Source organism: Pseudomonas sp. c313 (genome assembly GCF_055407145.1).
The window spans coordinates 69,140-92,213 of the sequence record NZ_JBUZRD010000013.1; the positions used below are offsets into that span (position 1 = coordinate 69,140).

21 protein-coding genes are annotated in these 23,074 nt (G+C 60.5%); 17 read left to right on the plus strand and 4 right to left on the minus strand.

Features of this window, described 5'->3' with window-relative positions; genetic code table 11:
• Positions 1–57: 57 nt before the first annotated feature.
• The 4 genes from ACZRKZ_RS24335 (at position 58) to ACZRKZ_RS24350 (ending at position 3,898) form a co-directional block, all read left to right on the plus strand.
• On the plus strand, positions 58–1,068 hold the full coding sequence (locus ACZRKZ_RS24335; RefSeq protein WP_350613833.1) for a sulfate ABC transporter substrate-binding protein: 1,011 nt from the start codon (positions 58–60) through the stop codon (positions 1,066–1,068).
• Between the two features lie 141 nt (positions 1,069–1,209).
• A complete protein-coding gene (cysT, locus tag ACZRKZ_RS24340) occupies positions 1,210–2,028 on the plus strand; it encodes a sulfate ABC transporter permease subunit CysT (RefSeq protein WP_133103001.1) in 819 nt (272 codons plus the stop codon).
• 13 nt (positions 2,029–2,041) lie between these two features.
• The gene (gene cysW / locus ACZRKZ_RS24345; protein WP_463982991.1) at positions 2,042–2,914 is read left to right on the plus strand and encodes a sulfate ABC transporter permease subunit CysW; all 873 of its coding nucleotides are present in this window, start codon (positions 2,042–2,044) and stop codon (positions 2,912–2,914) included.
• A gap of 3 nt (positions 2,915–2,917) precedes the next feature.
• Positions 2,918–3,898, plus strand: a complete 981-nt coding sequence (locus tag ACZRKZ_RS24350; RefSeq protein WP_463968900.1) for a sulfate/molybdate ABC transporter ATP-binding protein — start codon at positions 2,918–2,920, stop codon at positions 3,896–3,898.
• A 166-nt stretch (positions 3,899–4,064) separates the two neighbouring features.
• On the opposite strand, the gene ACZRKZ_RS24355 is transcribed toward ACZRKZ_RS24350, so the two are convergent.
• The gene (locus tag ACZRKZ_RS24355; RefSeq protein ID WP_463982992.1) at positions 4,065–4,589 is read right to left on the minus strand and encodes an Mpo1 family 2-hydroxy fatty acid dioxygenase; all 525 of its coding nucleotides are present in this window, start codon (positions 4,587–4,589) and stop codon (positions 4,065–4,067) included.
• A gap of 83 nt (positions 4,590–4,672) precedes the next feature.
• Here ACZRKZ_RS24355 and ACZRKZ_RS24360 point away from each other — a divergent pair, with 83 nt between their 5' ends.
• Positions 4,673–5,359, plus strand: a complete 687-nt coding sequence (locus tag ACZRKZ_RS24360; protein ID WP_463982993.1) for a Crp/Fnr family transcriptional regulator — start codon at positions 4,673–4,675, stop codon at positions 5,357–5,359.
• 38 nt (positions 5,360–5,397) lie between these two features.
• On the plus strand, positions 5,398–5,763 hold the full coding sequence (locus ACZRKZ_RS24365) for a response regulator (protein WP_350613841.1): 366 nt from the start codon (positions 5,398–5,400) through the stop codon (positions 5,761–5,763).
• A 350-nt stretch (positions 5,764–6,113) separates the two neighbouring features.
• Here the strand turns inward: ACZRKZ_RS24365 and ACZRKZ_RS24370 are convergent, their stop codons facing one another.
• Entirely contained in the window at positions 6,114–7,118 is a 1,005-nt protein-coding gene (locus tag ACZRKZ_RS24370) for an AraC family transcriptional regulator (protein ID WP_463982994.1), read from the minus strand.
• A gap of 322 nt (positions 7,119–7,440) precedes the next feature.
• Between ACZRKZ_RS24370 and ACZRKZ_RS24375 the strand changes: the two genes are divergently transcribed.
• From ACZRKZ_RS24375 to ACZRKZ_RS24405, 7 genes are all read left to right on the plus strand, one after another.
• Entirely contained in the window at positions 7,441–8,022 is a 582-nt protein-coding gene (locus tag ACZRKZ_RS24375; RefSeq protein WP_463968903.1) for an alpha/beta hydrolase, read from the plus strand.
• 48 nt (positions 8,023–8,070) lie between these two features.
• Positions 8,071–9,003 (plus strand): sigma 54-interacting transcriptional regulator, encoded by a 933-nt coding sequence (locus ACZRKZ_RS24380; RefSeq protein WP_463982995.1) that lies wholly within the window; start codon positions 8,071–8,073, stop codon positions 9,001–9,003.
• Between the two features lie 149 nt (positions 9,004–9,152).
• Positions 9,153–9,935: a MetQ/NlpA family ABC transporter substrate-binding protein gene (locus tag ACZRKZ_RS24385; RefSeq protein ID WP_463968905.1), complete on the plus strand. Its 783-nt coding sequence runs from the start codon at positions 9,153–9,155 to the stop codon at positions 9,933–9,935.
• Between the two features lie 459 nt (positions 9,936–10,394).
• The gene (locus ACZRKZ_RS24390; RefSeq protein WP_463982996.1) at positions 10,395–11,060 is read left to right on the plus strand and encodes an amino acid ABC transporter permease; all 666 of its coding nucleotides are present in this window, start codon (positions 10,395–10,397) and stop codon (positions 11,058–11,060) included.
• On the plus strand, positions 11,041–11,700 hold the full coding sequence (locus ACZRKZ_RS24395; RefSeq protein WP_063033610.1) for an amino acid ABC transporter permease: 660 nt from the start codon (positions 11,041–11,043) through the stop codon (positions 11,698–11,700). Before ACZRKZ_RS24390 ends, ACZRKZ_RS24395 begins: the two co-directional genes overlap by 20 nt.
• A complete protein-coding gene (locus ACZRKZ_RS24400; RefSeq protein WP_463982997.1) occupies positions 11,697–12,473 on the plus strand; it encodes an amino acid ABC transporter ATP-binding protein in 777 nt (258 codons plus the stop codon). Before ACZRKZ_RS24395 ends, ACZRKZ_RS24400 begins: the two co-directional genes overlap by 4 nt.
• Entirely contained in the window at positions 12,470–13,345 is an 876-nt protein-coding gene (locus tag ACZRKZ_RS24405; RefSeq protein ID WP_463982998.1) for a transporter substrate-binding domain-containing protein, read from the plus strand. Before ACZRKZ_RS24400 ends, ACZRKZ_RS24405 begins: the two co-directional genes overlap by 4 nt.
• 46 nt (positions 13,346–13,391) lie before the next feature.
• Here the strand turns inward: ACZRKZ_RS24405 and ACZRKZ_RS24410 are convergent, their stop codons facing one another.
• Complete coding sequence (locus ACZRKZ_RS24410; RefSeq protein ID WP_463982999.1) at positions 13,392–14,552, minus strand: AAA family ATPase; 1,161 nt, start codon at positions 14,550–14,552, stop codon at positions 13,392–13,394.
• Positions 14,553–14,751: 199 nt separating this feature from the next.
• Here ACZRKZ_RS24410 and ACZRKZ_RS24415 point away from each other — a divergent pair, with 199 nt between their 5' ends.
• The 4 genes from ACZRKZ_RS24415 (at position 14,752) to ACZRKZ_RS24430 (ending at position 22,337) form a co-directional block, all read left to right on the plus strand.
• Entirely contained in the window at positions 14,752–15,855 is a 1,104-nt protein-coding gene (locus ACZRKZ_RS24415) for an efflux RND transporter periplasmic adaptor subunit (protein ID WP_463983000.1), read from the plus strand.
• Positions 15,852–16,922, plus strand: a complete 1,071-nt coding sequence (locus ACZRKZ_RS24420; RefSeq protein WP_463968911.1) for an efflux RND transporter periplasmic adaptor subunit — start codon at positions 15,852–15,854, stop codon at positions 16,920–16,922. Before ACZRKZ_RS24415 ends, ACZRKZ_RS24420 begins: the two co-directional genes overlap by 4 nt.
• Positions 16,919–19,978, plus strand: a complete 3,060-nt coding sequence (locus ACZRKZ_RS24425; protein WP_463983001.1) for an efflux RND transporter permease subunit — start codon at positions 16,919–16,921, stop codon at positions 19,976–19,978. Before ACZRKZ_RS24420 ends, ACZRKZ_RS24425 begins: the two co-directional genes overlap by 4 nt.
• Positions 19,979–20,099: 121 nt before the next feature.
• Complete coding sequence (locus tag ACZRKZ_RS24430) at positions 20,100–22,337, plus strand: glycoside hydrolase (protein ID WP_463983002.1); 2,238 nt, start codon at positions 20,100–20,102, stop codon at positions 22,335–22,337.
• A 69-nt stretch (positions 22,338–22,406) separates the two neighbouring features.
• Here ACZRKZ_RS24430 and ACZRKZ_RS24435 read toward each other — a convergent pair whose 3' ends face one another.
• Positions 22,407–23,033, minus strand: coding sequence for a class I SAM-dependent methyltransferase (locus ACZRKZ_RS24435; protein ID WP_463983003.1), 627 nt, complete (start codon positions 23,031–23,033; stop codon positions 22,407–22,409).
• Between the last annotated feature and the right edge of the window lie 41 nt (positions 23,034–23,074).

Consider the following 23,074-nt stretch of genomic DNA (forward strand, 5'->3'; position numbering starts at 1 on the left):
TGCGTCACCTGCACTTATAAGAAAAAGCCAACACACAAGAATTTCAGGAGCTTCTCTATGTCGTCGATTCGCCGTTATGCCCTGGCTGCACTGGCCAGCGCCGTGTTTGCAGGCTCCGCCGTTGCCAAGGACTACGAGTTGCTCAACGTCTCGTACGACCCTACCCGTGAGCTTTACCAGGATTACAACGCTGAGTTCACCAGCTTCTGGAAGAAAGAGCATCCGGGCGACAACGTCAAGATCCAGCAATCCCACGGTGGTTCGGGCAAGCAAGGCCGGGCCGTGATCGACGGCCTGCGTGCCGACGTAGTCACCCTGGCCCTGGCCGGTGATATCGACGAAATTGCCAAACTGGGCAAGACCCTCCCGGAAAACTGGCAGACCCGCCTGCCGGACGCCAGCACCCCGTACACCTCGACCATCGTGTTCCTGGTGCGCAAGGGCAACCCTAAAGGCATCAAGGACTGGGGCGACCTGATCAAAAACGACGTCTCGGTGATCACCCCTAACCCGAAAACCTCCGGCGGCGCGCGCTGGAACTTCCTCGCCGCCTGGGCTTATGGCCTCAAGGCCGGTGGCAGCGAAGCCAAGGCCCAGGAATACGTCAAGGAGCTGTTTAAGCACGTGCCGATCCTCGACACCGGCGCCCGTGGCTCGACCATTACCTTCGTCAACAACGGTCAGGGTGACGTGTTGCTGGCCTGGGAAAACGAAGCCTTCCTGGCGCTGAAAGAGGACGGCGGTGCCGACAAGTTCGACATCGTGGTTCCATCGCTGTCGATCCTCGCCGAGCCGCCAGTGGCCGTGGTTGACAAGAACGCCGAGAAAAAGGGCAACACCGAGATCGCTACGGCGTACCTCAATCACCTGTACAGCCCGGCCGGTCAGGAAATCGCGGCGAAGAACTTCTACCGTCCACGTGACAAGGACGTGGCCGCCAAATACGCCCAGCAGTTCCCGAAACTGGCCTTGGTGACTATCGACAAAGACTTCGGCGGCTGGAAAACTGCCCAACCGAAATTCTTCAAAGACGGTGGCGTGTTCGACCAGATCTACACTGCCCAGTAAGCCACACTACCTGTAGGAGCGAGCTTGCTCGCGAAGATCGTCAACAATGACGCGGGCATTCTGAATGAACGCGCTGCCCTTGAGTTCTTCGCGAGCAAGCTCGCTCCTACAGTGGCATCTACCCGTTAACCAAGGACTTTTATGTCGCGTCGTACCTCCCCCGTCATACCCGGCTTCGGGCTGACGCTGGGCTACACCTTGGTGTACCTCAGTCTGATTGTGCTCATACCGCTGGCGGCGATGTTTGTGCATGCCGCCCAACTCACCTGGGATCAGTTCTGGGCCATCATCTCGGCGCCTCGCGTGTTGGCGGCGTTGAAGCTCAGCTTCGGCACCGCGCTGTACGCCGCAATCATCAACGGCGTGATCGGCACGCTGCTGGCCTGGGTGCTGGTGCGCTACACCTTCCCCGGCCGCAAGATCATCGACGCGATGATCGACCTGCCGTTCGCCCTGCCCACCGCAGTGGCCGGTATCGCACTGACTGCTTTATATGCGCCTGCCGGCCTGGTGGGTCAGTTCGCCGCCGACCTGGGCTTCAAGATCGCCTACACCCCGCTGGGCATCACCCTGGCGCTGACTTTCGTCACGCTGCCATTTGTGGTGCGTACGGTGCAGCCGGTGCTGGCCGATATCCCCCGGGAAATCGAAGAAGCTGCTGCCTGCCTGGGTGCCAAGCCGTTGCAGGTGTTCCGCTACATTCTCGTACCGGCGTTGCTGCCCGCCTGGCTGACCGGCTTCGCGCTGGCCTTCGCCCGAGGTGTCGGTGAGTACGGTTCGGTGATTTTCATCGCCGGCAACATGCCGATGAAAACCGAGATCCTGCCGCTGCTGATCATGGTCAAGCTCGACCAATACGACTACACCGGCGCTACCTCCATCGGCGTGCTGATGCTGGTGGTTTCTTTTGTCCTGCTGCTGCTGATCAACTTGTTGCAGCGGCGCATCGAACGTCCATAAGGAGGCGCGCACAATGTCCCAATCGTCTATTGCCGCCGCCTCGTCGGCCAACGCTGCCCGCCGTGGCAGCGCCGTATCCCGGCGCATCCTGATCAGCCTTGGCTGGCTGGTCTTCGCCCTGTTTTTGCTGCTGCCGCTGTTTATCGTGGTGTCCCAGGGCCTGAAACTGGGTTTGGGTGCGTTCTTCGCCGCTATCTTTGAACCCGACGCGCTGTCGGCACTGAAACTGACAGTGATCGCCGTGCTGATTTCGGTGCCGCTCAACGTGGTGTTCGGGGTCAGCGCCGCCTGGTGCGTGAGCAAGTACTCGTTCCGTGGCAAGAGCATGCTGGTGACGCTGATTGACCTGCCGTTCTCGGTATCGCCGGTGATCGCCGGCCTGGTCTATGTGCTGATGTTCGGCGCCCAGGGCTTCTTTGGCCCGTGGTTGCAGGATCACGACATCCAGATCGTCTTCGCCTTGCCGGGCATCGTGCTGGCGACGATCTTCGTCACCGTGCCGTTCGTGGCCCGTGAACTAATCCCGCTGATGCAAGAGCAGGGCACCCAGGAAGAAGAAGCCGCACGCCTGTTGGGAGCCAACGGCTGGCAGATGTTTTGGCATGTCACCGTGCCGAACATCAAGTGGGGCCTGATCTACGGTGTGGTGCTGTGTACTGCGCGGGCCATGGGTGAGTTCGGTGCGGTGTCGGTGGTGTCCGGGCACATTCGTGGCGTCACCAATACGTTGCCGCTGCACGTCGAGATTCTCTACAACGAATACAACCACGTCGCCGCGTTTGCCGTTGCGAGCCTGTTGCTGATCCTGGCGCTCTTCATCCTGCTGCTCAAGCAGTGGAGCGAGAACCGTATTAACCGCCTGCGCGCCGGTGCGGCTGAGGAATAAGTCATGTCGATCGAAGTCCGTAATGTCAGCAAGAATTTCAACGCCTTCAAGGCCCTGAACAGCATCAATCTGGACATCCAGAGTGGCGAGCTGGTGGCGTTGCTCGGCCCGTCCGGCTGCGGCAAGACCACGCTGCTGCGCATCATCGCCGGCCTGGAAACACCGGATGACGGCAGCATCGTCTTCCACGGCGAAGACGTCTCTGGCCACGATGTGCGTGATCGCAACGTCGGTTTTGTGTTCCAGCATTACGCGCTATTCCGCCACATGACGGTGTTCGACAACGTCGCGTTCGGCCTGCGTATGAAACCGAAAAAACAGCGCCCAACCGAGAGCCAGATTGCGGTCAAGGTTCATGAGTTGCTGAACATGGTGCAGCTGGACTGGTTGTCTGACCGTTACCCGGAACAACTCTCCGGTGGCCAGCGCCAGCGTATCGCCCTGGCCCGCGCCCTGGCGGTGGAACCGAAAGTGCTGCTGCTCGATGAGCCTTTCGGCGCCCTCGATGCCAAGGTCCGTAAAGAACTGCGCCGCTGGCTGGCGCGTCTGCACGAAGACATCAACCTGACCTCGGTGTTTGTGACTCACGACCAGGAAGAGGCCATGGAAGTCGCCGACCGTATCGTGGTGATGAACAAGGGCGTGATCGAGCAGATCGGCTCACCGGGCGAAGTCTACGAAAACCCGGCCAGCGATTTCGTTTACCACTTCCTGGGCGACTCCAACCGTTTGCATTTGGGGGAGGACAAGCATGTGTTGTTCCGTCCCCATGAAGTGTCGCTGTCGCGCCATGAACTGGAAGATCACCATGCGGCGCAAGTGCGCGATATTCGACCGCTGGGCGCGACCACTCGGGTGACCCTGAAAGTTGAAGGCCAGAACGAACTGATCGAAGCTGAAGTGGTGAAAGACCACGACAGCCTGACCGGCCTGGCGCGCGGCGAGACGTTGTTCTTCAAGCCCAAGGTTTGGCAGAAGGCCTGAGTGATATACCTGTAGGCGCCGGCAAGCCGGCTCTACAGGGTTAGGTGGTGATCCCTAAAACTCGTTCTACTGCGCTCGTGCCAGCTCTGCACCCGCCACTCGCGCAATTGCGCCTGTTCCGCGCGGCCAAAGGGGTCTGCCCTCGGGCGTTTCGGCAGCGCTATCGTTAGGCCGTGGCATTCTTGTTACGCACTGCTACTGGCCCCGAGCGCTCTTCGATCTGGCGCTTGAGTTGCTGGCGCAACCCCAGCAAAAACGCCAACTCCGCTACCACAAACAACGGCCCCACAATCAGCCCGGACACGTCATCGACAAACGCAGGCTTTCTGCCTTCGTAGTAATGGCCGACAAACTGGATCACCCAGCCCACCACAAACATGCCGATGCCGCTGCTGAGCCAGACGAGTGTGCTTTGCGCCGCCAGCACATGCCCTGTCCACACCGACAAGCCCATCAGCACCGTCATCAACACGCCGAGGGCCAATTCCAGGCGCAGGTAGAACCAGGCCGAGAACAGCGCCAGCAGCACGGCCGGCGACAGCCAGAAGCCAGCCAGTGACCATTCGGGGCGTGAGAGCAAGACCGCGACGGCGACGACGATCAAGGGGATGCCGATAAAGTGGCTGGCAATGTTGCGCGGGTCACGGTGGTAGGCGGCATATTGACTAAGATGGTCGACGAGGCTTTTCATTGTTATTCCTCCTGTAGGATGGTTGATCATGCCTTGTCGGCCTGCGGCCAACTGTCAGCTGGCCGACAATCTTCGGAGTTCTCATGGACGCAGAGAAATGGCCCCCACGACTGTCGACCGGTCATTGGTACAGCCACCTGCCTGCTCAGTTACAGGATAGCTTGCTCGCCCATGCCCGCTTGCGGCAGCTGACGGCGGGGCAATACCTGTTCAAGCGCGGCGACCCGCCGTGTGGCTTGTATGCGGTATTGGAAGGCACCTTGCGCATCAGTGCGGTGAACGAGCAGGGCAAGGAGGCGGTGTTGAGCCTGGCGGAATCGCCTTACTGGTTCGGCGAAATTTCCCTGTTCGACGGTTTGCCGCGTACCCATGACGCCTGCGCCGTCGGGCCCTGCACGTTGTTGCAGGTGCCACAGCCGGCCCTGCTGCAGATACTCGACGAAACCCCCGTTTACTGGCGCGACATGGCCCTGCTGATGAGCCAAAAGTTGCGCCTGACCTTTATCAACATCGAGCAACTGAGCCTGATGCCGGCGTCGGTACGGGTGGCCCACCGTTTGTTGATGATCGCCCAGGGCTACGGCGAGATCGAACGGTCAAGACGTGTGCTGCAACTGCCCCAGGAAGACCTGGCGGCGATGCTCAGCCTATCGCGCCAGACCACCAACGCGTTGCTCAAGGACTTGCAAGGGCAGGGCATCCTGCGTTTGGGCTATGGCGAGATCGAAATTCTCGATGTGCAGCGGTTGCGGGAGGCGGCCCACGCTTGAGGGTGTTAGCCTGCAGTTACGATTATTCGAGGTGTGTTATGCGTGTGCTGCTAGTGGAACACGAGTCGGAGACGGCAGAGTGGATGGCCCGGGGCCTGAACGAGGCCAGTTACACGGTTGAAGTAGCGGCCAATGGCATGGCTGCCCAGCGTTTTGTCGAGAGCAGCGAATACGACCTAGTGATCCTTGATGTGATGCTGCCGGGGCTCAATGCCTGGAAGCTGCAGCAGGCGATCCGTCAGAAGGGCGAGACGCCGGTGTTGTTCCTGACCACCCAGGACGGGATTGAGGATCGCCTGCGCGGCCTGGAACTGCACGAGGATGATTACTTGCTCAAGCCGTTCGAGCCCAAGGAGTTGGTGGCGCGGGTGAGGAAGTTATTGCGGCGCGATCGCGGGCGCTGATCGGCTGTGGTTTGGCGGTGTCTGTGAGGGCCTCATCGCGGCACGGTATCTACACATCTCTAATGGCTGGGGGGCGGCAGGTTCGGTTCTAGGGGGTGATTGAGTACATATCCGCTGCTGCGGTAACGGCGGCTTAGGGTGGGCAACGCGGTGATTCAGGAAGCCAGCGTCATCGTTAACGACCATCGCGAGCAAGCTCGCTCCTACAGTGGGCAGTGGGCATGGGATCTGCTCTTGCTTCTCACCACTCAGGTCGGCTACCAGGCCGCCGTGCCCCGTTAACCACGATGGCTGAACGCAGGCATTGATCCGTGGCTAAACCGGCAGGACGCCGGTTTAGCCGCAGCCCCCTACCTCAACCCATCGCGAAACTGCCCCGGCGTCATCCCGGTCCAGCGCTTGAACGCGCGGTTGAAACTGCTGGTATCGGTAAACCCCAGCAAGTGACTGATCTCTGCCAATGAGCATTGGGGATCGCGCAGGTGCAGCAGCGCCAGATTCTCCCGGCATTCATTGAGCAGCGTATCAAACCGACAGCCTTCATCTGCCAGGTGCCGCTGCAAGCTGCGCAGGCTCAAGTGCAAGGCCTGGGCAATGCGCTCGGCGCTGGGTTCGCCGTCTGGCAGTTGCGCTTCGATGGCCGAGCGCACCCTGCGTTCCCAGGTCAGCGGTTGCAGTTGGGCGAGGGTACGGTTGAGCACGGTTTCGTTGTGTTCGGCCAGTTCCGGGTTGGCGTCGTCCAGGTGACTGTCGAAATCAACGGCGGCGAACTCCAGGCGGTCTTCATCGGCGGCAAAGAATACCGGTGCGCGGAAAACCGTGTGCCAGGACGTGGGATCGGCCGGTTCCGGTCGCCGCAAATACACCGCCAGCGGTGCATAGTCGCGTCCCAGGCGGTTGCGGCAGGTGCGCACATAAATCGCTGCAAAGGCATCGATGGCTTCGATGGCCGGCGCCGGGCTGTCGCCAGATTGCAGCAAACGAAAGCAATAGCGCTCACCTTCCCGGGTCAGCTCCGGCACCAGGACGTCGCTGACTATCTGGTGATAACGGACGATCCGCTCGAACACTTCCCGCAAACTGCCGCTGGCCACCAATGCATAGCCCAGGGCGTGAAACGTGGTGGGGCTGACAAACCGCGACACCCGCAAACCGATGGCCGGATCGCCGCTGGCCTGCACCGCCAGTTCCCACAACCGCGTGGTGGCCGACAACGGGTAACGCGCTTTTGGATCGTCCATCTGCTGCGGGTCGAGCCCGGCCTGGGCGCACAGTGCCGCGCTGTCGAGGCCAAGGGCGTCGAGTTGCTTGCGCAGAGCGTGGTTCCAGCTGGCGAGGGAAGTGGCTTCAGGCATAGGGATTGGCGCTTGCGGTCAACAAGTTGGCGTGCGGGGCTAGCGTCCTGCACGACCGCGTCTGGCAGGATGCATGCAGGAATAAGCACGCATTGATACTTAAGAGGATGGAAGCATGGATGGTACTTCTGCAAGTCCCCAACAGATGAACGCACAGCAACGCTAGCGACAAGTAATAGTCAGCCTGCTTTGATGTGTAGCGTGCAGATAAAAACTTGAATATGCATTTTTGTTATTAATAAATATCTTCTTATTCCTTAACGAATATAAACCTCGTCCCTATACTGGTCAGCAACGTTAAACGCTGCAGGAGGGCACACCCATGCACAGCGAGTCGATTCGTTATCTGATCGTGCCGGGCTGGCAAGGATCGCCAGAAGACCATTGGCAAAGTCACTGGCAGAACAGTCTGCCCAACAGCGCTCGGGTGGAGCAGGCCGACTGGCTGACTCCGCGCCGCGAAGACTGGGTAGCGGCGCTGGCCGAAGCGATTGCCGCCGACAGCACCCCGGTCATTCTGATCGCCCATAGCCTGGGCTGCATCACGGTCGCCCATTGGGCCGCAACCGCGCCGGTGCATTTCCTGCGTCAAGTACGCGGCGCCTTGCTGGTGGCTCCGGCCGATGTCGAACGACCTGCCTGCGCGCCCGCCCTGCGTAATTTCGCACCGATCCCCAGCGACTTGCTGCCGTTCCCCAGCCAAGTCGTCAGCTCCGATAACGACAGCGCTGTCAGCGCCCCTCGTGCTATGGAACTGGCGCGCAACTGGGGCGCCGAGGCCGGGATTCTCGCCGGTGCCGGGCACATCAATGTGAAGTCCGGGCACCAGCGCTGGGAGCAGGGTTTCGCTTATCTCTATCGCCTGCAAAGTCGCCTGGAGCAGCACTCCCGGCGCCGTGCGTAATATTTCTTGAACGCCCCGTCCCTGAGTGGATTGGGGTGGGAGTCTGCCATGAGCCTGCATGAAAATTTCGGTCAGCCGCTGCTGACCTTTCCTGACGCCGAAAAAAGTCCCCTGAGCATCCGCGCCAAGGCACTGGTGTTTGTCGACCCGCGTTCGCGGCAACTGCGTGAAGACCTCGAAAGCCTTGCCCCCCGCGCTTTGCCGGTGTTGATTCGCGGTGAAACCGGTAGCGGCAAGGAATTGCTCGCACGGCACATCCACCGCGGCAGTGACCGCGCCGGCTTGTTTGTCTCGGTCAATTGCGGCGCCATCAGCCCCACTTATGCCGACGCGGAGCTGTTTGGTTACGCCGCCGGTAGCCACAGCGGCGCGGCCAGCAGTCGCGCCGGTTGGTTCGGGTCGGCCAATGGCGGCACCTTGTACCTCGATGAAATCGGCGACTTGCCGTTGCCGATCCAGGTCAAGTTGCTGGCCGCCCTGGAAAACCACGAAGTGACCCGCGTCGGCGCTCACCAGCCTAGCCCGGTGGATGTGCGCCTGGTGGCGGCCACCAGCATCGACCTGGCCCAGGCGGTGGCTGTCGGTAAATTCCACGAGCGCCTGTTCCATTACCTCAACGAAGGCCATCTTGAGTTGCCGGCGCTGCGCGAGCGGGTGGGCGATATCCTGCCTCTGGCCGAATATTTCCTCGGCATCTACAGCCAGCGCCTGGACCTGCTTGTGCCATTGATCGGCGAGGCGGCGCAACGGGTGCTGGAACACCACAGTTGGCCGGGCAATACCCGCGAGCTGGAGAACGTCATTCACTTTGCGCTGCTGGTCAGCAGTGGCGATGAGATTTTGCCGGAGCATTTGAATTTGCCGGTGAATGCTCCGTCGGTGGCGGGGATCGAACAGCAGGTCCGGCAGATCCTGCAGGACGGCACCGATGCCGAGCGCAGTGCTTTGAAGCGTCTATTGGAAGGCTTATCGTCTGTATGAACAAAATGGAATATCAAAGTGAATAAAAGGTATTGTTCGGGAATAAAAAATATCGGTATTGTCCGTTTCATGTCGCGATAGCACTTCGCTGGCACACCACATAAAAAGCGGCCGTCGCTGGCGCCCCGGATTTTCGATAAGGACACTGCATGAAAAAGGTTCTGTTATTCACCGCACTGGCGGCTGCCCTGACTGCCAGCCTGGCCCAGGCTGGCGAGAAACTGGTGGTGGCTGCCACCCCGGTTCCCCATGCCGAGATTCTTGAGCTGATCAAGCCTGCGCTGGCCAAGGAAGGCGTGGACCTGGAAATCAAGGTCTTCACCGACTACGTGCAACCGAACGTACAGGTGGCCGAGAAGCGTCTGGACGCCAACTACTTCCAGACCCTGCCGTACCTGCAAAACTTCAACAAGGGTAAAGGCACCAACCTGGTCACCGTGATCGGCGTGCACGTTGAACCCTTTGGTGGTTACTCGAAGAAAATCAAAAGCCTGGCTGAGTTGAAAGATGGCGCGACCGTGGCCATCCCCAACGAAGGCTCCAACAGCGGCCGCGCACTCCTGCTGCTGCAAAAGGCGGGCTTGATCACCCTGAAAGACCCGACCAACGCCCTGTCCACGCCTAAAGACATCGCGAGCAACCCAAAGAACCTGAAGTTCAAGGAGCTGGAATCGGCGCTGCTGCCACGGGTTCTGGACCAGGTTGACCTGGATATGATCAACACCAACTACGCCCTGGAAGCTGGCCTGAACCCAGCCAAGGATGCGCTGATCATCGAAGACGCCAAGTCACCGTATGTGAACTTCCTGGTAGCCCGTCCAGACAACAAGGACAGCGCGGCTATCCAGAAACTGGCCAAGGCCCTGACCAGCCCTGAAGTCAAAGCCTTCATCGAGAAGAAGTACAACGGCGCGGTAGTGCCAGCGTTCTGATAACCCCCCTTCAAGGTTTGAACGCCGACGGCTTGGCTGCGTCTGTGGGAGCCGGGCTTGCCCGGCTTCCCACATTTGGCCTGCGTTTTTTCAGAGATTGCGGGTATTAATCGCCCGCCGCAACGCCATCAGCCACTTCACCAACTCCTGCGGGTCAATCGGTTTTGTCTCGGTCATCGGTCATTCCCTCGCCTGTTAAGTGGCCATCAGTCTGGCCAAGCGCTGCCAATCCTTGGAGCTCAGCGCCGATAAAAAGAAGTTTCCTACAACGCCGAGAACAGTAGCTGTCATCCAGCAACCCCGCGAATCCGCAGGTTATCTATTTGGGTGATATCAATATGCTATTTAGGTATTTAAATTTTACTTTTTATACCTTTAAAGTTCGCGCTACTCGGCGTTACCCACGTCGAATCGGACCGTGCTAGCGCCGTATTACCCTTGCGGCGTCAGGGACTTCAAATGACCTTCGATTACGCTTTTATCCTCAGCACGCTGCCTGCGTTTCTCAAGGCCGTGGGCGTGACGCTGCAAGTGGGCCTGATCGCCATCTGCACGTCGCTGCTGGTGGCGCTGATCAACGCAGCCTTGCTGGTGTTTCGCACGCCTTATCTGTGGCGCCTGGTGGCGCTGTATGTGGAGCTGGCTCGCAACACGCCGCTGCTGATCCAACTGTTTTTCGTCTACTTCGCGTTGCCGGCCCTGGGTGTGAATATCTCCGGGTTCTGGGCGGCGATCATCACCATGACTTTCCTTGGCGGCGCCTACCTCACTGAAGTGCTGCGTGCCGGTGTTGAGGCGGTGCCGTTGGCACAGATCGAGTCGGGCAAGTCCATCGGCCTGTCCCACTGGCAATTGCTGCGCTACGTGATCCTGCCCCAGGCCGGGATTCTCAGCCTGCCGGCACTGTTCGCCAACTTCATTTTCCTGCTCAAGGAGACCACGGTGGTCTCGGCGGTGGCGGTGCCAGAGATTCTCTACACCGCCAAAGGCTATATCGCCCTCTACTACAAAACCTACGAAATGCTCGCCGTGCTGACGTTGATTTGCGTGCTGTTGTTCCTGCCGCTGTCGCTGCTGCTCAGCCGCCTGGAAAGGAGGCTCCAGCATGGCCAGTTCGGGTCTTGAATTACTTTGGGTGTCGTTGCCGCAACTGGGCAAGGGCGCGGCGCAAACCCTGTCGATCTCCTTCTTGAGCATCGCCTTCAGCACCGTCGGGGGCGTGTTGTACGGCGTGTTGCGCACGCTGAATTCGAAAGCCATCAACCTCGTGCTGCGAATTTACCTGGAGCTGTTCCGGGCGATTCCGGTGCTGGTGTGGCTGTACCTGCTGTTCTTCGGCCTGCCGATTTTTTTTGGCCTGAGCATTCCCAGTTTCTGGTGCGCAGTGCTGGTGCTGTCCCTGTGGGGCGCCAGTGAAGTGGGCGAAGTGGTGCGCGGCGCCTTGCATTCCCTGCCGCGCGGGCAACGTGAGGCGGGCCTGTCGATTGGTTTGTCGGACCCGCAGCTTTACGGTTATGTGCTGCTGCCCCAGGCCCTCAAACGCATGACGCCGCCCACCATCAACGTCTACACCCGCATCATCAAGACCAGCTCCCTGGCGGTGCTGATCGGCGTGGTGGACGTGATCAAGGTCGGCCAGCAAATCATCGAGCGCACCTATGAGTCAGTGTTGATCTACGGCGCGCTGTTCCTGTTTTTCTTCTTTATCTGCTACCCGTTGTCGGCCGCCTCCAAGGTGCTGGAACGGCGCTGGGCCCAAGCATGAGTGCATTGATCGAGTTCCAGGGTTTCAACAAATTCTTCGGCGAGCAGCAGGTGCTCAAGGACATCGACCTGAGCGTCGCAAGTGGCGAAGTAGTGGTGATTCTCGGCCCTAGCGGTTGCGGCAAAAGTACCTTGTTGCGTTGCCTCAATGGCTTGGAAGTGGCTCACAGCGGGCACTTGCGTTTCGCAGGCCGTGAACTGCTGAACAAGGCTACCGACTGGCGCCAGGTGCGGCAGGACGTAGGCATGGTGTTCCAGAGTTATCACCTGTTCCCCCATATGAACGTGCTCGACAATATTTTGCTGGGCCCGCTGAAAGTGCAAAAACGCGAACCCCGCGAAGCCCGCGCCCAGGCAGAAAAACTGCTGGAACGGGTTGGCCTGTCCGATAAGCGCGACGCTTTCCCGCGCCAGCTGTCGGGCGGCCAGCAGCAACGCATCGCCATCGTCCGCTCGTTGTGCATGAACCCTCAGGTCATGCTGTTTGACGAAGTCACCGCCGCCCTCGACCCGGAAATGGTCAAGGAAGTGCTGGAGGTGATCCAGGGCCTGGCCCGGGACGGTATGACCCTGCTGATCGTCACCCATGAAATGGCCTTCGCCCGCGCCGTCGCCGACCGCGTGGTGTTTATGGAGGCCGGCCGCATCCTCGAACAAAACACCCCCGAGGAATTCTTTACGAACCCGCAAACCGCACGCGCGCAGCAGTTCCTGGAGAAATTCTCCTTTGTTTCAACACTGCCCAAAAAGACCAAGGAACTGGAGCTGTTATGAAAACTGCCAAATCTTCACTGTTGTTACTGCCACTGTTCGGCCTCGCTTTGCTGGCCGGCTGCAATAAATCCGAAGAACCCGCCAAGCCCGCCGCTGCCGCTCCGGCAGTGGTGAGCTACATCGACAAGATCAAAGCGCGGGACAAGCTGATTGTCGGCGTATTTACCGACAAGCCGCCGTTCGGCTTTGTCGATGAAGCAGGGCGCTACGTCGGCTTCGATACCGACATCGGCCGCCGTTTTGCCAAGGATTTGCTGGGCGACGAGAACAAGATCGAGTTCGTCGCCGTTGAACCGGCGAGCCGTATTCCGTTCCTGCAAAGTGACAAGGTCGACCTGATCCTCGCCAACATGACCGTGACCCCGGAACGCAAGGAAGCGGTGGACTTCACCAACCCTAACCTGAAAGTCGCGGTCCAGGCCCTGGTGCCAAATGACAGTGCGGTGAAAAGCCTGGATGACCTGGTCACCCGTACCACCATCGTCACCACCGGTACCACTGCCGATATCTGGCTGACCAAGAACCACCCGGACTGGAAGCTGCTCAAGTTCGAGAAAAACTCCGAGTCGCTGCAAGCGCTGTCCGCCGGTCGTGGTGATGCGTATGCCCAGGACAATTTGGTGCTGTTCAGCTGGGCCAAGCAGAACCCGGGTTACCGCGTGCTGGAGCAGAAACTGGGTGATGAAGCGCCGATTGCGCCGGCAGTGAAGAAGGGCAATATCGAACTGCGCGATTGGGTGAATAGTGAACTGGCCAAGCTGGGCGAGGAGAAATTCCTGCTCAAGCTGTATGACCAATATGTGCGTAAAGAACTGAGCGATGACACCAAGCCCGAAAGCGTGATTGTTGAAGGCGGTAAGTGGCAGGGCTAATCTCTACCTGATCGTTCCCACGCGCGTGGGAACGATCCTTAACCGCTTAACTCGGCCAATGCCAAGCCGGCTCATCGAGCACCAGCTGCCCGACAATCTGCGTCTGCCCCATCACTTTCTCCAGCACAATCGAATTGCACTCCTCATCCTGCTGCAACGCCGCAATCAAGCGGCTGGCATGGGATACCACCCACACCTGACACTGCTCCGACGCCTGGATAATCAACCGCGCCAATGCCGGCAACAGGTCCGGGTGCAGGCTGGTTTCTGGTTCGTTGAGTACCATCATCGTTGGTGGCCGTGGCGTTAGCAGCGCCGCAACCAGAAGCAAGTAGCGCAGGGTGCCGTCCGATAACTCCGCCGCCGACAACGGCCGCAGCAACCCTTCCTGATAAAATTCGATGGCAAAACGTCCGCCCTGCAATGGCTCGATATTCAACCGAGCTCCGGGAAACGCATCGCTGATTGCCCGTTGCAATGCCTCGGGGTCGCCAATCTCGCGAATGGTCTGCAACGCCGCCGCCAAATCCCGACCGTCGTGATGCAACACTGGCGTACGCGTGCCCAGTTGCGGCTGGCGCACCGGGGCGTCGACGTCGCTGCGAAAGTGATCATAAAAGCGCCAGCCGCGAATGCTCTCGCGCAACAGCAGCACCTCCGGCGAACCCCGCAGGCTGCCGACCTGATCGAACAGGCTGTGGTAGTTCGGCGTGTGCTGGGCCAATACATCCCAGGCGCGGCCATCGCGGGCGCGCACCATCGGGCCGGAGCGCTGCACCAACAGGCTCGCCGGGCGGTAAACATGGCCGGCCCAGATGCATTCCTTCTTGATCTCCGGGTCCAGGGAGAAATATGACTCGCCGGGCTCCGGCAGACCCAGGGAGATCGCGTAGCTGAAATCTTCCCCGGCAAACCCCAAGCGCAAGCGCTTGGCGCCCTGGCGTACGCTTGGCTCAACCTCGACTTCGCCACTGAGCATGCGCCGGCTGATGTTTTCCGGCCCGGCCCAGAAGCTCGAATCCAACCCACCCTCACGGGCCAGTGCGTTGATCACCCCGCCTTGGGCCGTCTCCGCCAGCAGTCGTAAAGCACGGTACAGGTTGGACTTGCCGCTGCCATTGGGGCCGGTGATCAGGTTCAACCGATCCAGCGGCACCACCAATTTGTTGATCGAACGGTAATTGGCCACCGCGAGGGTTTTGAGCATGGAGCAGTTTCCTGTGGTGACGGGGCTTGTTGTGGCAAAAGATCATCGCATGTAAGGGGCTGCTTCGCAGCCCAACGGGGCGGTGCGGCGATCCGACAAGTCCACTCTCCACAACCCACAGAAAAGAGGCACCCGTGGAACCCTCAACTACGCTCAGAGTCGCATGATCAAAGACGCGTCAATCAAGCAAGGAGCCTGCATGGGCGGTCCCACCTCGACAATCATTCTCGGCCTTGGCCTGCTGGTGCTGCTGAGCGGCTGTGGCCAGGAAAAAGCCGAACCCAAGGAACATTCCCGGGTGTTCGTGCAAACCGTTAAGCCTGCCGATTTTGCCGCTGCCGTGACCCTCACCGGGGACATTCAGGCGCGGGTGCAGACCGATCTGTCGTTTCGCGTTGGTGGCAAGATCATCCAGCGCATGGTCGATGTCGGTGACCGGGTGACGGCCAGGCAAGTGCTCGCCAAGCTTGATCCCAAGGATTTGCAGACCAGCGTCGATTCCGACCAGGCCCAGGTCGTCGCCGAACAGGCCCGGGTCAAACAGGCGGCCGCCGCCTTTGTGCGCCAGGAAAAGCTCCTGCCCAAGGGCTACACCAGCCGCAGCGAATACGATTCGGCCCAGGCTGCCCTGCGCAGTAGCCAAAGCGCCCTGGCCGCTGCCCAGGCACAACTGGCCAATGCCCGTGAGCAGTTGGGCTACACGTCACTGATTGCCGACGCTCCCGGCGTAATTACCGCCCGCCAGGCCGAAGTCGGCCAAGTGGTGCAGGCCACTGTGCCGATTTTCAGCCTGGCGCGCGATGGCGAGCGTGACGCGGTGTTCAACGTCTATGAATCCTTGCTGGTGGAGCCTCCGCCCGATGCGCCAATCACCGTCAGCCTGCTGGATAACCCGAGTATCAAGGCCCAGGGCAGAGTCCGCGAGGTCACCCCGGCCGTGGCCGCCAACAGCGGCACTGTGCAAGTGAAGATCGCCTTGAGCGCCTTGCCCAAGGGCATGGACCTGGGTTCGGTGGTCAGCGCCACCGCCAATGCACCGGCCAAGCCCAGTGTCGAACTGCCCTGGGCCGCGCTGACCAAAGACCTCAGCGAGCCCGCCGTGTGGCTGGTGGACGGCGATGGCAAGGCGCAACTGCATAAGGTCACCGTCAGCCGCTACCTCACCGGCAAGGTGATCATCAGCGACGGTCTCAAGGGCGGCGAAAAAGTCGTGGTGGCGGGTGGGCAACTGCTGCATCCCGGCATGCTTGTCGAAATTGCCCAGCCGCCGGATCAGGCCCAGGCTCAAGGTGCTCAACCATGAAACGGCTGACGGTATTACTCGCCGCCAGCGTGCTGCTGATGGCCTGCTCCAAGGAAGAGCCTGCGCCCGAGCCGATACGCCCGGTGCTGTCCATTGAGGTGAAATCCGAAGATCAGGAAAACCTCGGCCGCTTCGCCGGCACCGTCCAGGCCCGCTACGAAAGTAACCTCGGCTTTCGGGTGCCCGGCCGCATCGCCCGGCGTGCTGTCGACGTGGGCGCGCAAGTGGAGAAGGGTGCCTTGCTGGCCGTCCTCGACCCTACCGATCAACAGAACCAACTGCGCGCCGCCCAGGGCGACCAGGCTCGGGTCCAGGCACAATGGATCAACGCCCAGGCCAACGCCCGCCGCCAGCAGGAATTGTTCAACCGTGGCGTCGGCGCCCAGGCGCAACTGGACATCGCCCAGACTGACCTGAAGACCACCCAGGCCTCCCTCGATCAGGCCAGGGCCTCGGTCAATCAGGCCAAGGACCAGCTCAACTACAGCGAATTGCGCACTGATCATGCCGGCATCGTCACCGCCTGGAATGCCGAGGCCGGCCAAGTGGTCAGCGCCGGTCAACAAGTGGTGACCCTGGCCCGTCCCGACATCAAGGAAGCGGTGATCGACCTGCCCGCCGGCCTGGCCGAGCGCTTGCCGCCCGACGTGGTGTTCCGCGTGGCCGGGCAGATGGACCCGAATGTCAGCACCACCGCCACCGTGCGCGAAATCGAGCCCCAGGCCCAAAGCGCCACCCGCACCCGTCGCGCACGCCTGACCCTGGCCGACACGCCAGCGGCCTTTCGCCTGGGCACGGCCATCAGCGTGACCTTGAGTTCGGCCATCGCTCCGCGTATCGAACTGCCCCTCAGCACCTTGCAGGAAGTCGATGGCCAAACCCGAATCTGGGTCATCGATATGCAAAGCCAGACCGTTCAGCCACGCGACGTCACCCTCATTAGTCGCAACGCTGACAGCGCACTGCTCAACGGCGGCGTAAAACCCGGCGAACGGGTGGTGAGTGCCGGGGTGAACAGCCTGAAGCCTGGGCAAAAAGTCAAAATCGACGAGGGCAGCCCGCAATGAAAGGGAGCTTCAATTTATCCGACTGGGCCCTCAAGCATCAGTCCTTCGTCTGGTACCTGATGTTCGTCGCGCTGCTGATGGGCGTGTTCTCCTACATGAATCTGGGCCGCGAGGAAGACCCGTCCTTCACTATCAAGACCATGGTGATCCAGACCCGCTGGCCGGGTGCGACCCAGGAAGAAACCCTCAAGCAGGTCACCGACCGCATCGAGAAAAAACTCGAAGAGCTGGACTCCCTCGACTATGTGAAAAGCTACACCCGCCCTGGTGAGTCCACGGTGTTCGTGTTCCTGCGCGACACCACCAGCGCCAAGGATATTCCCCAGATCTGGTACCAGGTACGCAAGAAGATCGACGACATTCGCGGCACCTTCCCCCAGGGGCTGCAAGGGCCTTCGTTTAACGACGAGTTCGGGGATGTGTTCGGCTCGGTGTATGCCTTTACCGCCGATGGCCTGTCGATGCGCCAACTGCGCGATTACGTCGAGCAGGTGCGCGCCGAGATTCGTTCGGTGCCGGGGCTGGGCAAGGTCGAGATGATCGGCCAGCAGGACGAAGTGATTTACCTGAATTTCTCCACCCGCAAACTCGCGGCACTAGGGATTGATCAGCGCCAAGTGGTGCAGAGCCTGCAATCGCAGAACGCGGTGACGCCAGCCGGGGTGATCGAGGCCGGGCCGGAGCGGATTTCGGTGCGCACCTCGGGGCAGTTTGCTTCGGAGAAGGACCTGGCCAACGTCAACCTGCGGCTCAATGATCGTTTCTATCGGCTGGCGGATATTGCCGAGATCAGCCGTGGCTACGTCGACCCAGCAAGGCCGATGTTTCGTTTCAACGGCAAGCCGGCCATTGGCCTGGCTATTGCCATGCAAAAGGGCGGCAATATTCAGGACTTCGGCAAGGCCCTGCACCAGCGCATGGATGACCTGACTGCCGACTTGCCGGTGGGCGTCGATGTGCACAAGGTCTCCGATCAGGCAGAAGTGGTGGAGGAGGCCGTCGGCGGCTTTACCAGCGCGCTGTTTGAAGCGGTGATCATCGTGCTGGTGGTGAGTTTTATCAGCCTCGGCGTGCGTGCCGGCCTGGTGGTGGCCTGCTCGATTCCATTGGTGCTGGCGCTGGTCTTCGTGTTCATGGAATACAGCGGTATCACCATGCAGCGGGTGTCGTTGGGCGCGTTGATTATCGCCCTCGGTCTGCTGGTGGATGACGCGATGATCACCGTGGAGATGATGATCACGCGCCTGGAAAAAGGTGAAACCAAGGAGCAGGCGGCGACCTTTGCCTACACCTCCACCGCGTTTCCGATGCTGACCGGGACGCTGGTGACGGTGGCCGGGTTTGTGCCCATCGGCCTCAACGCCAGCTCCGCCGGTGAGTACACCTTTACCCTGTTCGCGGTGATCGCCGTCGCGATGCTGGTGTCGTGGGTGGTCGCCGTGTTGTTCGCGCCGGTGATTGGCGTGCATATCCTCAGCAGCAAGGTCAAACCTCACAGCGCCGAGCCAGGGCGTGTTGGTCGGGCGTTCAATGGCGGCATGCTGTGGGCCATGCGCAACCGTTGGTGGGCCATCGGCATCACGGTGCTGCTGTTCGCCGCGTCGGTGTTTTCCATGCAGTTTGTGCAGAACCAGTTTTTCCCGTCGTCCGACCGCCCGGAAATCCTCGTCGACCTCAACCTACCTCAAAACGCCTCGATCAATGAAACCCGCAAGGCCGTGGATCGCCTTGAAGCAATCATCAAGGACGACCCGGACATCGCCCGCTGGAGTACCTATATCGGCCAGGGCGCGATCCGGTTCTACCTGCCGCTGGACCAGCAACTGGAGAACCCGTACTACGCGCAGTTGGTGATTGTCAGCAAAGGCCTGGAAGAGCGCGGGGCGTTGATTGCCCGCCTGCAAAAATACCTGCGCGATGACTTTGTCGGCGTCGGCAGCTTCGTCCAGCCCCTGGAAATGGGCCCGCCTGTTGGCAGGCCGATCCAGTACAGAGTCTCCGGCAAGGACATCGACCAAGTGCGCAAACACGCCATCGAATTGGCGACCCTGCTCGATAAAAACACTCACCTTGGCGAAATCATCTACGACTGGAACGAGCCGGGCAAAGTCCTGCGGGTTGATATCGCCCAAGACAAGGCGCGGCAATTGGGGCTGTCGTCCGAAGACGTGGCGCAGTTGATGAACAGCGTGGTCAGCGGTGCTGCGGTGACGCAGGTGCATGATGATATTTACCTGATCAACGTGGTCGGCCGCGCCGAAGACGCCGAGCGTGGCACGCCGCAAACCTTGCAGAACCTGCAGATCGTCACGCCCAACGGCACCTCGATTCCGCTGCTGGCCTTTGCCACCGTGCGCTATGAACTGGAGCAGCCGCTGGTGTGGCGTCGGGATCGCAAGCCGACCATCACCATCAAGGCGGCGGTGCGCGATGAGATGCAGCCGACCGATCTGGTGAAACAACTGAAGCCTGAAATCGACAAGTTCAGCGCCGGTTTGCCGGTAGGCTACAAAGTCGCCACCGGCGGCACCGTGGAAGAAAGTGGCAAGGCTCAGGGGCCGATTGCCAAGGTGGTGCCGCTGATGCTGTTTTTGATGGCGACCTTCCTGATGATCCAGTTGCACAGCGTGCAGAAAATGTTCCTGGTGGCCAGCGTCGCGCCGCTGGGATTGATTGGTGTGGTGCTGGCGCTGATTCCCACGGGCACGCCCATGGGTTTTGTGGCGATCCTGGGGATTCTCGCGCTGATCGGCATCATCATCCGCAACTCGGTGATCCTGGTGACGCAGATCGATGCCTACGAGCGCGACGGCTACTCGCCGTGGGATGCGGTGGTGGAAGCCACCGAGCACCGGCGCCGGCCGATCCTGCTGACGGCGGCTGCGGCCAGCCTGGGCATGATTCCCATCGCCCGGGAAGTGTTCTGGGGGCCGATGGCCTACGCGATGATCGGCGGCATTATCATCGCCACCTTGCTGACACTGCTGTTTTTGCCGGCGCTGTATGTGACCTGGTACAAGATTCGCGAGCCGAAGAAAGAAAGATCTGAAGGCTAATATTGATCATTCCCACGCGAGCGCGTGGGAATGATCCTGGAAATATCTGCAAACATCTCCTGTCTCCCGAGCGGAATTCAATTGTTCTACCCTCCTGACCTCACTTGAGAAGGTCCCTGCCATGACCAACTGCCTGCGCCATGCCCTGATGGTCTGTGCCCTGTTGCTATCACCCTTGGCCCTCGCTGGCACGGTGCTGGAAAACAGTCTGTGGAGCATCGAACTCGATCCGGCCACCTTGGCTCTGCGCGTCACGCCTGCCGATAACGATCCCGTGCAGGCCTCCAGTGGCGTCACCGCCCATAAAGTCAGCCAGCTTTCCCAAACCCCCAATCAGGCCACATGGCAATGGGACGACGGTGCCTTTCGCCTGAGCGCCACTCTCGACCAGCGCGACCTCGCCCTGAGCATCACGGCCCGGGAAGCTGGCGAACTGAACATCCTCCAGCAACCGGCCAGCGCCATGGGCAAGGGCTTGATCTGGCCACTCGCCGAGGGCCATTACGTGCCCGCCGGCAACACGCTTTGGCAGAACTTCCTGCTGGAGCAGGATGATGTGAACACTACCCAGGACCTTAGCCTGCCGTTATGGGGGGTCGATTACGGCACGTTTACCCTCAACTGGTTGATGACTAATCCGTACAACAATCGTCTGCACTGGCAGGCCGAGGGCAAGCGCCTGGGGTTGTCAGTGCTTCATGAGTTCACCGCCCTGGCCCCCTCGGCGCCGATGACGTTGCGCCTGCACCTGGGAGGGCCCGATCTGTTGGCCGGTGCCAAGCGCTATCGACAATGGCTGGTTGAACAGGGGCGTTACGAGCCGTTTGCGGACAAGTTGCGGCAGACGCCGGAGGCCGAGAAGTTGCTGGGTGCCAGCCACGTCTACTTGTGGGGCAACGACCTGTTGGGCCCTGGCGATGTGCGCGACTGGTCGCAACTGCGCAAGATATTGCGTAGCGATGACGGTCTGGCGGGGGAGCTGAAAGGTTTGCTGGACAAGGAGTCGATGCAGGTCCTGCAGGTGACCCAGCCGTTTCTCGATCGCTATCAGCAAACCACCTTGTTGCGCGGTTTGAACGCGGCGATCAATAAAAAGGCGCGCCAGAGTTGGCAAGCCGCTGCTGAACCTGACATGGAAAAGCTTGCTGGCGGCTATGGCGCGTTACGGGGTGAATTGGCGGTGACGTTCTCCAGTGCCCTGAGTGCAGCGCCGCAAACCTGGGGCAGCACCTTGTCCACGATCACCGTCAAGTCCTTGCAGGATGCCGGGCTCCAGCGCCTGTTGCTGACCCTTGGCGAAGGCTGGGAAGGTGGGCTCTGGCACCCGGAGGCGGTGCGGGTCGGGGTCGACGCCGGTTACTTGATGGCACCCTATGACTCTTATGAGACCGCCCTGTCGGCCAAGGAAAATCCGGACTGGACTACCGCGCACCTGGGCAGCAGGGCCCATCGCGACTGTGGAATTGTCTTGAAAAACGGCCAGCTCAAAACCGGTTTCCAGAAGTCCGGGTACTACACCGACCCACGTTGTGTGCGATCGCTATTGGAGGCGCGGGTAAAGGCGGTGCAGGCCAAGGCCGGCTTCAACGCCTGGTTCCTTGATGCCTACGCCACTGGCATGCTGTTCGACAGCTACCGCTCCGTTCTCAACATGACCCAGGCGCAGAACGCCGAAGGCAACATTGATGCTTCCCGCTGGATCGGCAATGCCCTCAAGGTGGCGGTGGGCTCCGAAGACGGCAATGCAACTACCGCCCAAGGCATCCTGTTTGCCCACGGCATGCAGACGCCGGTGCTGGGGTGGGGCGATCGGGAGATGACTCAGGACAAGCAATCACCCTATTACGTGGGCGCCTGGTATCCACCGGAGCAACCGGCGGTGTTTTTCAAATCCGTGCCGCTGAAAGAGCCGTTTCGCACCGTCTATTTCGACCCGGCGATGCGCCTGCCGTTGTACCAGGCGGTGTTCCATGGCTCAGTCATCACCACGCATCACTGGCTGTTCGACAGCCTGAAACTGAGCAATGTGCAGGGTGAAAACGAACTGGCCCAACTGCTCTACAACGTGCCGCCGCTTTATCACCTGAGTGCCGCAACCCTCAAGCAGCGCTTGCCGCTGATCCAGCGACAGGACGGATTTTTTCGCCCGCTGCATCAGCGTCTGGCGACCCAGGCATTGACGGACTTTCGCTGGCTGACGGCGGATCGGCAGGTGCAGCAGACCACCTTTGCCGATGGGACGCGGCTGGTGGCCAATTTTGCCGGGCAGGCCAGAGAGGGTTATGCAGCTAGCAGCGTGACGGCGTTGATACCCGGAGAATCACCTGCGATTTATTCCGTAGCAGCTGTCGAGCCCTAGCGTGAGCCAGCCAGCCCCGAGGCGCGTCTGACGCAGCCTCGCTAGGGCTCGACAGCTGCTACGGGTGACTTAGTGTTTGCGCCACACACTCGCCAGCCAGGGTTGCTGCTCCAGGGGCAACCCGGCCGGGCGATAGTAATGCTCCAGTTCGACAAACCCCGCGGCTGTCAGCAGCTCTTGCCAAGCGTCAAGGTCGTGATAGGACCCATAACGCGGTCCGTTCCAGCCCTCCTGGTTTTCACCGCGAGGGTTGGAGCTGAACAACACACCACCCGGTTTCAACGCCCCATGGAGCTGCTTGAGAATGCGCGGTAATTCCTGCTTGGGAATATGAAACAGCACCGCATTGGCGAAGATCCCGTCAAAACGAGCGGCAGGCAAATCGAGTTTCAGGAAGTCCTGTTGCAACACTTCGCAGCCGCTGTCTTCGCGGGCCATCTGTGCAAAGCGCTCCGAGCCGTCCAGCCCGACGGCGATATGGCCCATGCGGGTAAACGTCTGCAAGTCCCGCCCCGGCCCGCATCCGAAATCCAGCACGGTAAACGGCGCATCCGCCTGGATGTGCCGCAACAGCGCATCGATGTTCTGGCTCACATCATGGTCGCGGGTGCCCTCGCGGAAATCCTCGGCCACCTTGTTGTAATGGCTCAGGGTGGTGGAAGTGATCTGGTCGAGGTCGTCGGGGGCGAGTTTCATGGCGAGCGGCACCGGGCAAAGAGAGAGCCCGACTATACCTT

What these genes read in the sequence shown, in the direction of transcription:
- ACZRKZ_RS24335 (WP_350613833.1), top strand. Translation starts at nt 58, where the DNA reads ATGTCGTCGATTCGCCGTTATGCCCTGGCTGCACTGGCCAGCGCCGTG.
- cysT (WP_133103001.1), top strand. Translation starts at nt 1,210, where the DNA reads ATGTCGCGTCGTACCTCCCCCGTCATACCCGGCTTCGGGCTGACGCTG.
- cysW (WP_463982991.1), top strand. Translation starts at nt 2,042, where the DNA reads ATGTCCCAATCGTCTATTGCCGCCGCCTCGTCGGCCAACGCTGCCCGC.
- ACZRKZ_RS24350 (WP_463968900.1), top strand. Translation starts at nt 2,918, where the DNA reads ATGTCGATCGAAGTCCGTAATGTCAGCAAGAATTTCAACGCCTTCAAG.
- ACZRKZ_RS24355 (WP_463982992.1), bottom strand. Translation starts at nt 4,589, where the DNA reads ATGAAAAGCCTCGTCGACCATCTTAGTCAATATGCCGCCTACCACCGT.
- ACZRKZ_RS24360 (WP_463982993.1), top strand. Translation starts at nt 4,673, where the DNA reads ATGGACGCAGAGAAATGGCCCCCACGACTGTCGACCGGTCATTGGTAC.
- ACZRKZ_RS24365 (WP_350613841.1), top strand. Translation starts at nt 5,398, where the DNA reads ATGCGTGTGCTGCTAGTGGAACACGAGTCGGAGACGGCAGAGTGGATG.
- ACZRKZ_RS24370 (WP_463982994.1), bottom strand. Translation starts at nt 7,118, where the DNA reads ATGCCTGAAGCCACTTCCCTCGCCAGCTGGAACCACGCTCTGCGCAAG.
- ACZRKZ_RS24375 (WP_463968903.1), top strand. Translation starts at nt 7,441, where the DNA reads ATGCACAGCGAGTCGATTCGTTATCTGATCGTGCCGGGCTGGCAAGGA.
- ACZRKZ_RS24380 (WP_463982995.1), top strand. Translation starts at nt 8,071, where the DNA reads ATGAGCCTGCATGAAAATTTCGGTCAGCCGCTGCTGACCTTTCCTGAC.
- ACZRKZ_RS24385 (WP_463968905.1), top strand. Translation starts at nt 9,153, where the DNA reads ATGAAAAAGGTTCTGTTATTCACCGCACTGGCGGCTGCCCTGACTGCC.
- ACZRKZ_RS24390 (WP_463982996.1), top strand. Translation starts at nt 10,395, where the DNA reads ATGACCTTCGATTACGCTTTTATCCTCAGCACGCTGCCTGCGTTTCTC.
- ACZRKZ_RS24395 (WP_063033610.1), top strand. Translation starts at nt 11,041, where the DNA reads ATGGCCAGTTCGGGTCTTGAATTACTTTGGGTGTCGTTGCCGCAACTG.
- ACZRKZ_RS24400 (WP_463982997.1), top strand. Translation starts at nt 11,697, where the DNA reads ATGAGTGCATTGATCGAGTTCCAGGGTTTCAACAAATTCTTCGGCGAG.
- ACZRKZ_RS24405 (WP_463982998.1), top strand. Translation starts at nt 12,470, where the DNA reads ATGAAAACTGCCAAATCTTCACTGTTGTTACTGCCACTGTTCGGCCTC.
- ACZRKZ_RS24410 (WP_463982999.1), bottom strand. Translation starts at nt 14,552, where the DNA reads ATGCTCAAAACCCTCGCGGTGGCCAATTACCGTTCGATCAACAAATTG.
- ACZRKZ_RS24415 (WP_463983000.1), top strand. Translation starts at nt 14,752, where the DNA reads ATGGGCGGTCCCACCTCGACAATCATTCTCGGCCTTGGCCTGCTGGTG.
- ACZRKZ_RS24420 (WP_463968911.1), top strand. Translation starts at nt 15,852, where the DNA reads ATGAAACGGCTGACGGTATTACTCGCCGCCAGCGTGCTGCTGATGGCC.
- ACZRKZ_RS24425 (WP_463983001.1), top strand. Translation starts at nt 16,919, where the DNA reads ATGAAAGGGAGCTTCAATTTATCCGACTGGGCCCTCAAGCATCAGTCC.
- ACZRKZ_RS24430 (WP_463983002.1), top strand. Translation starts at nt 20,100, where the DNA reads ATGACCAACTGCCTGCGCCATGCCCTGATGGTCTGTGCCCTGTTGCTA.
- ACZRKZ_RS24435 (WP_463983003.1), bottom strand. Translation starts at nt 23,033, where the DNA reads ATGAAACTCGCCCCCGACGACCTCGACCAGATCACTTCCACCACCCTG.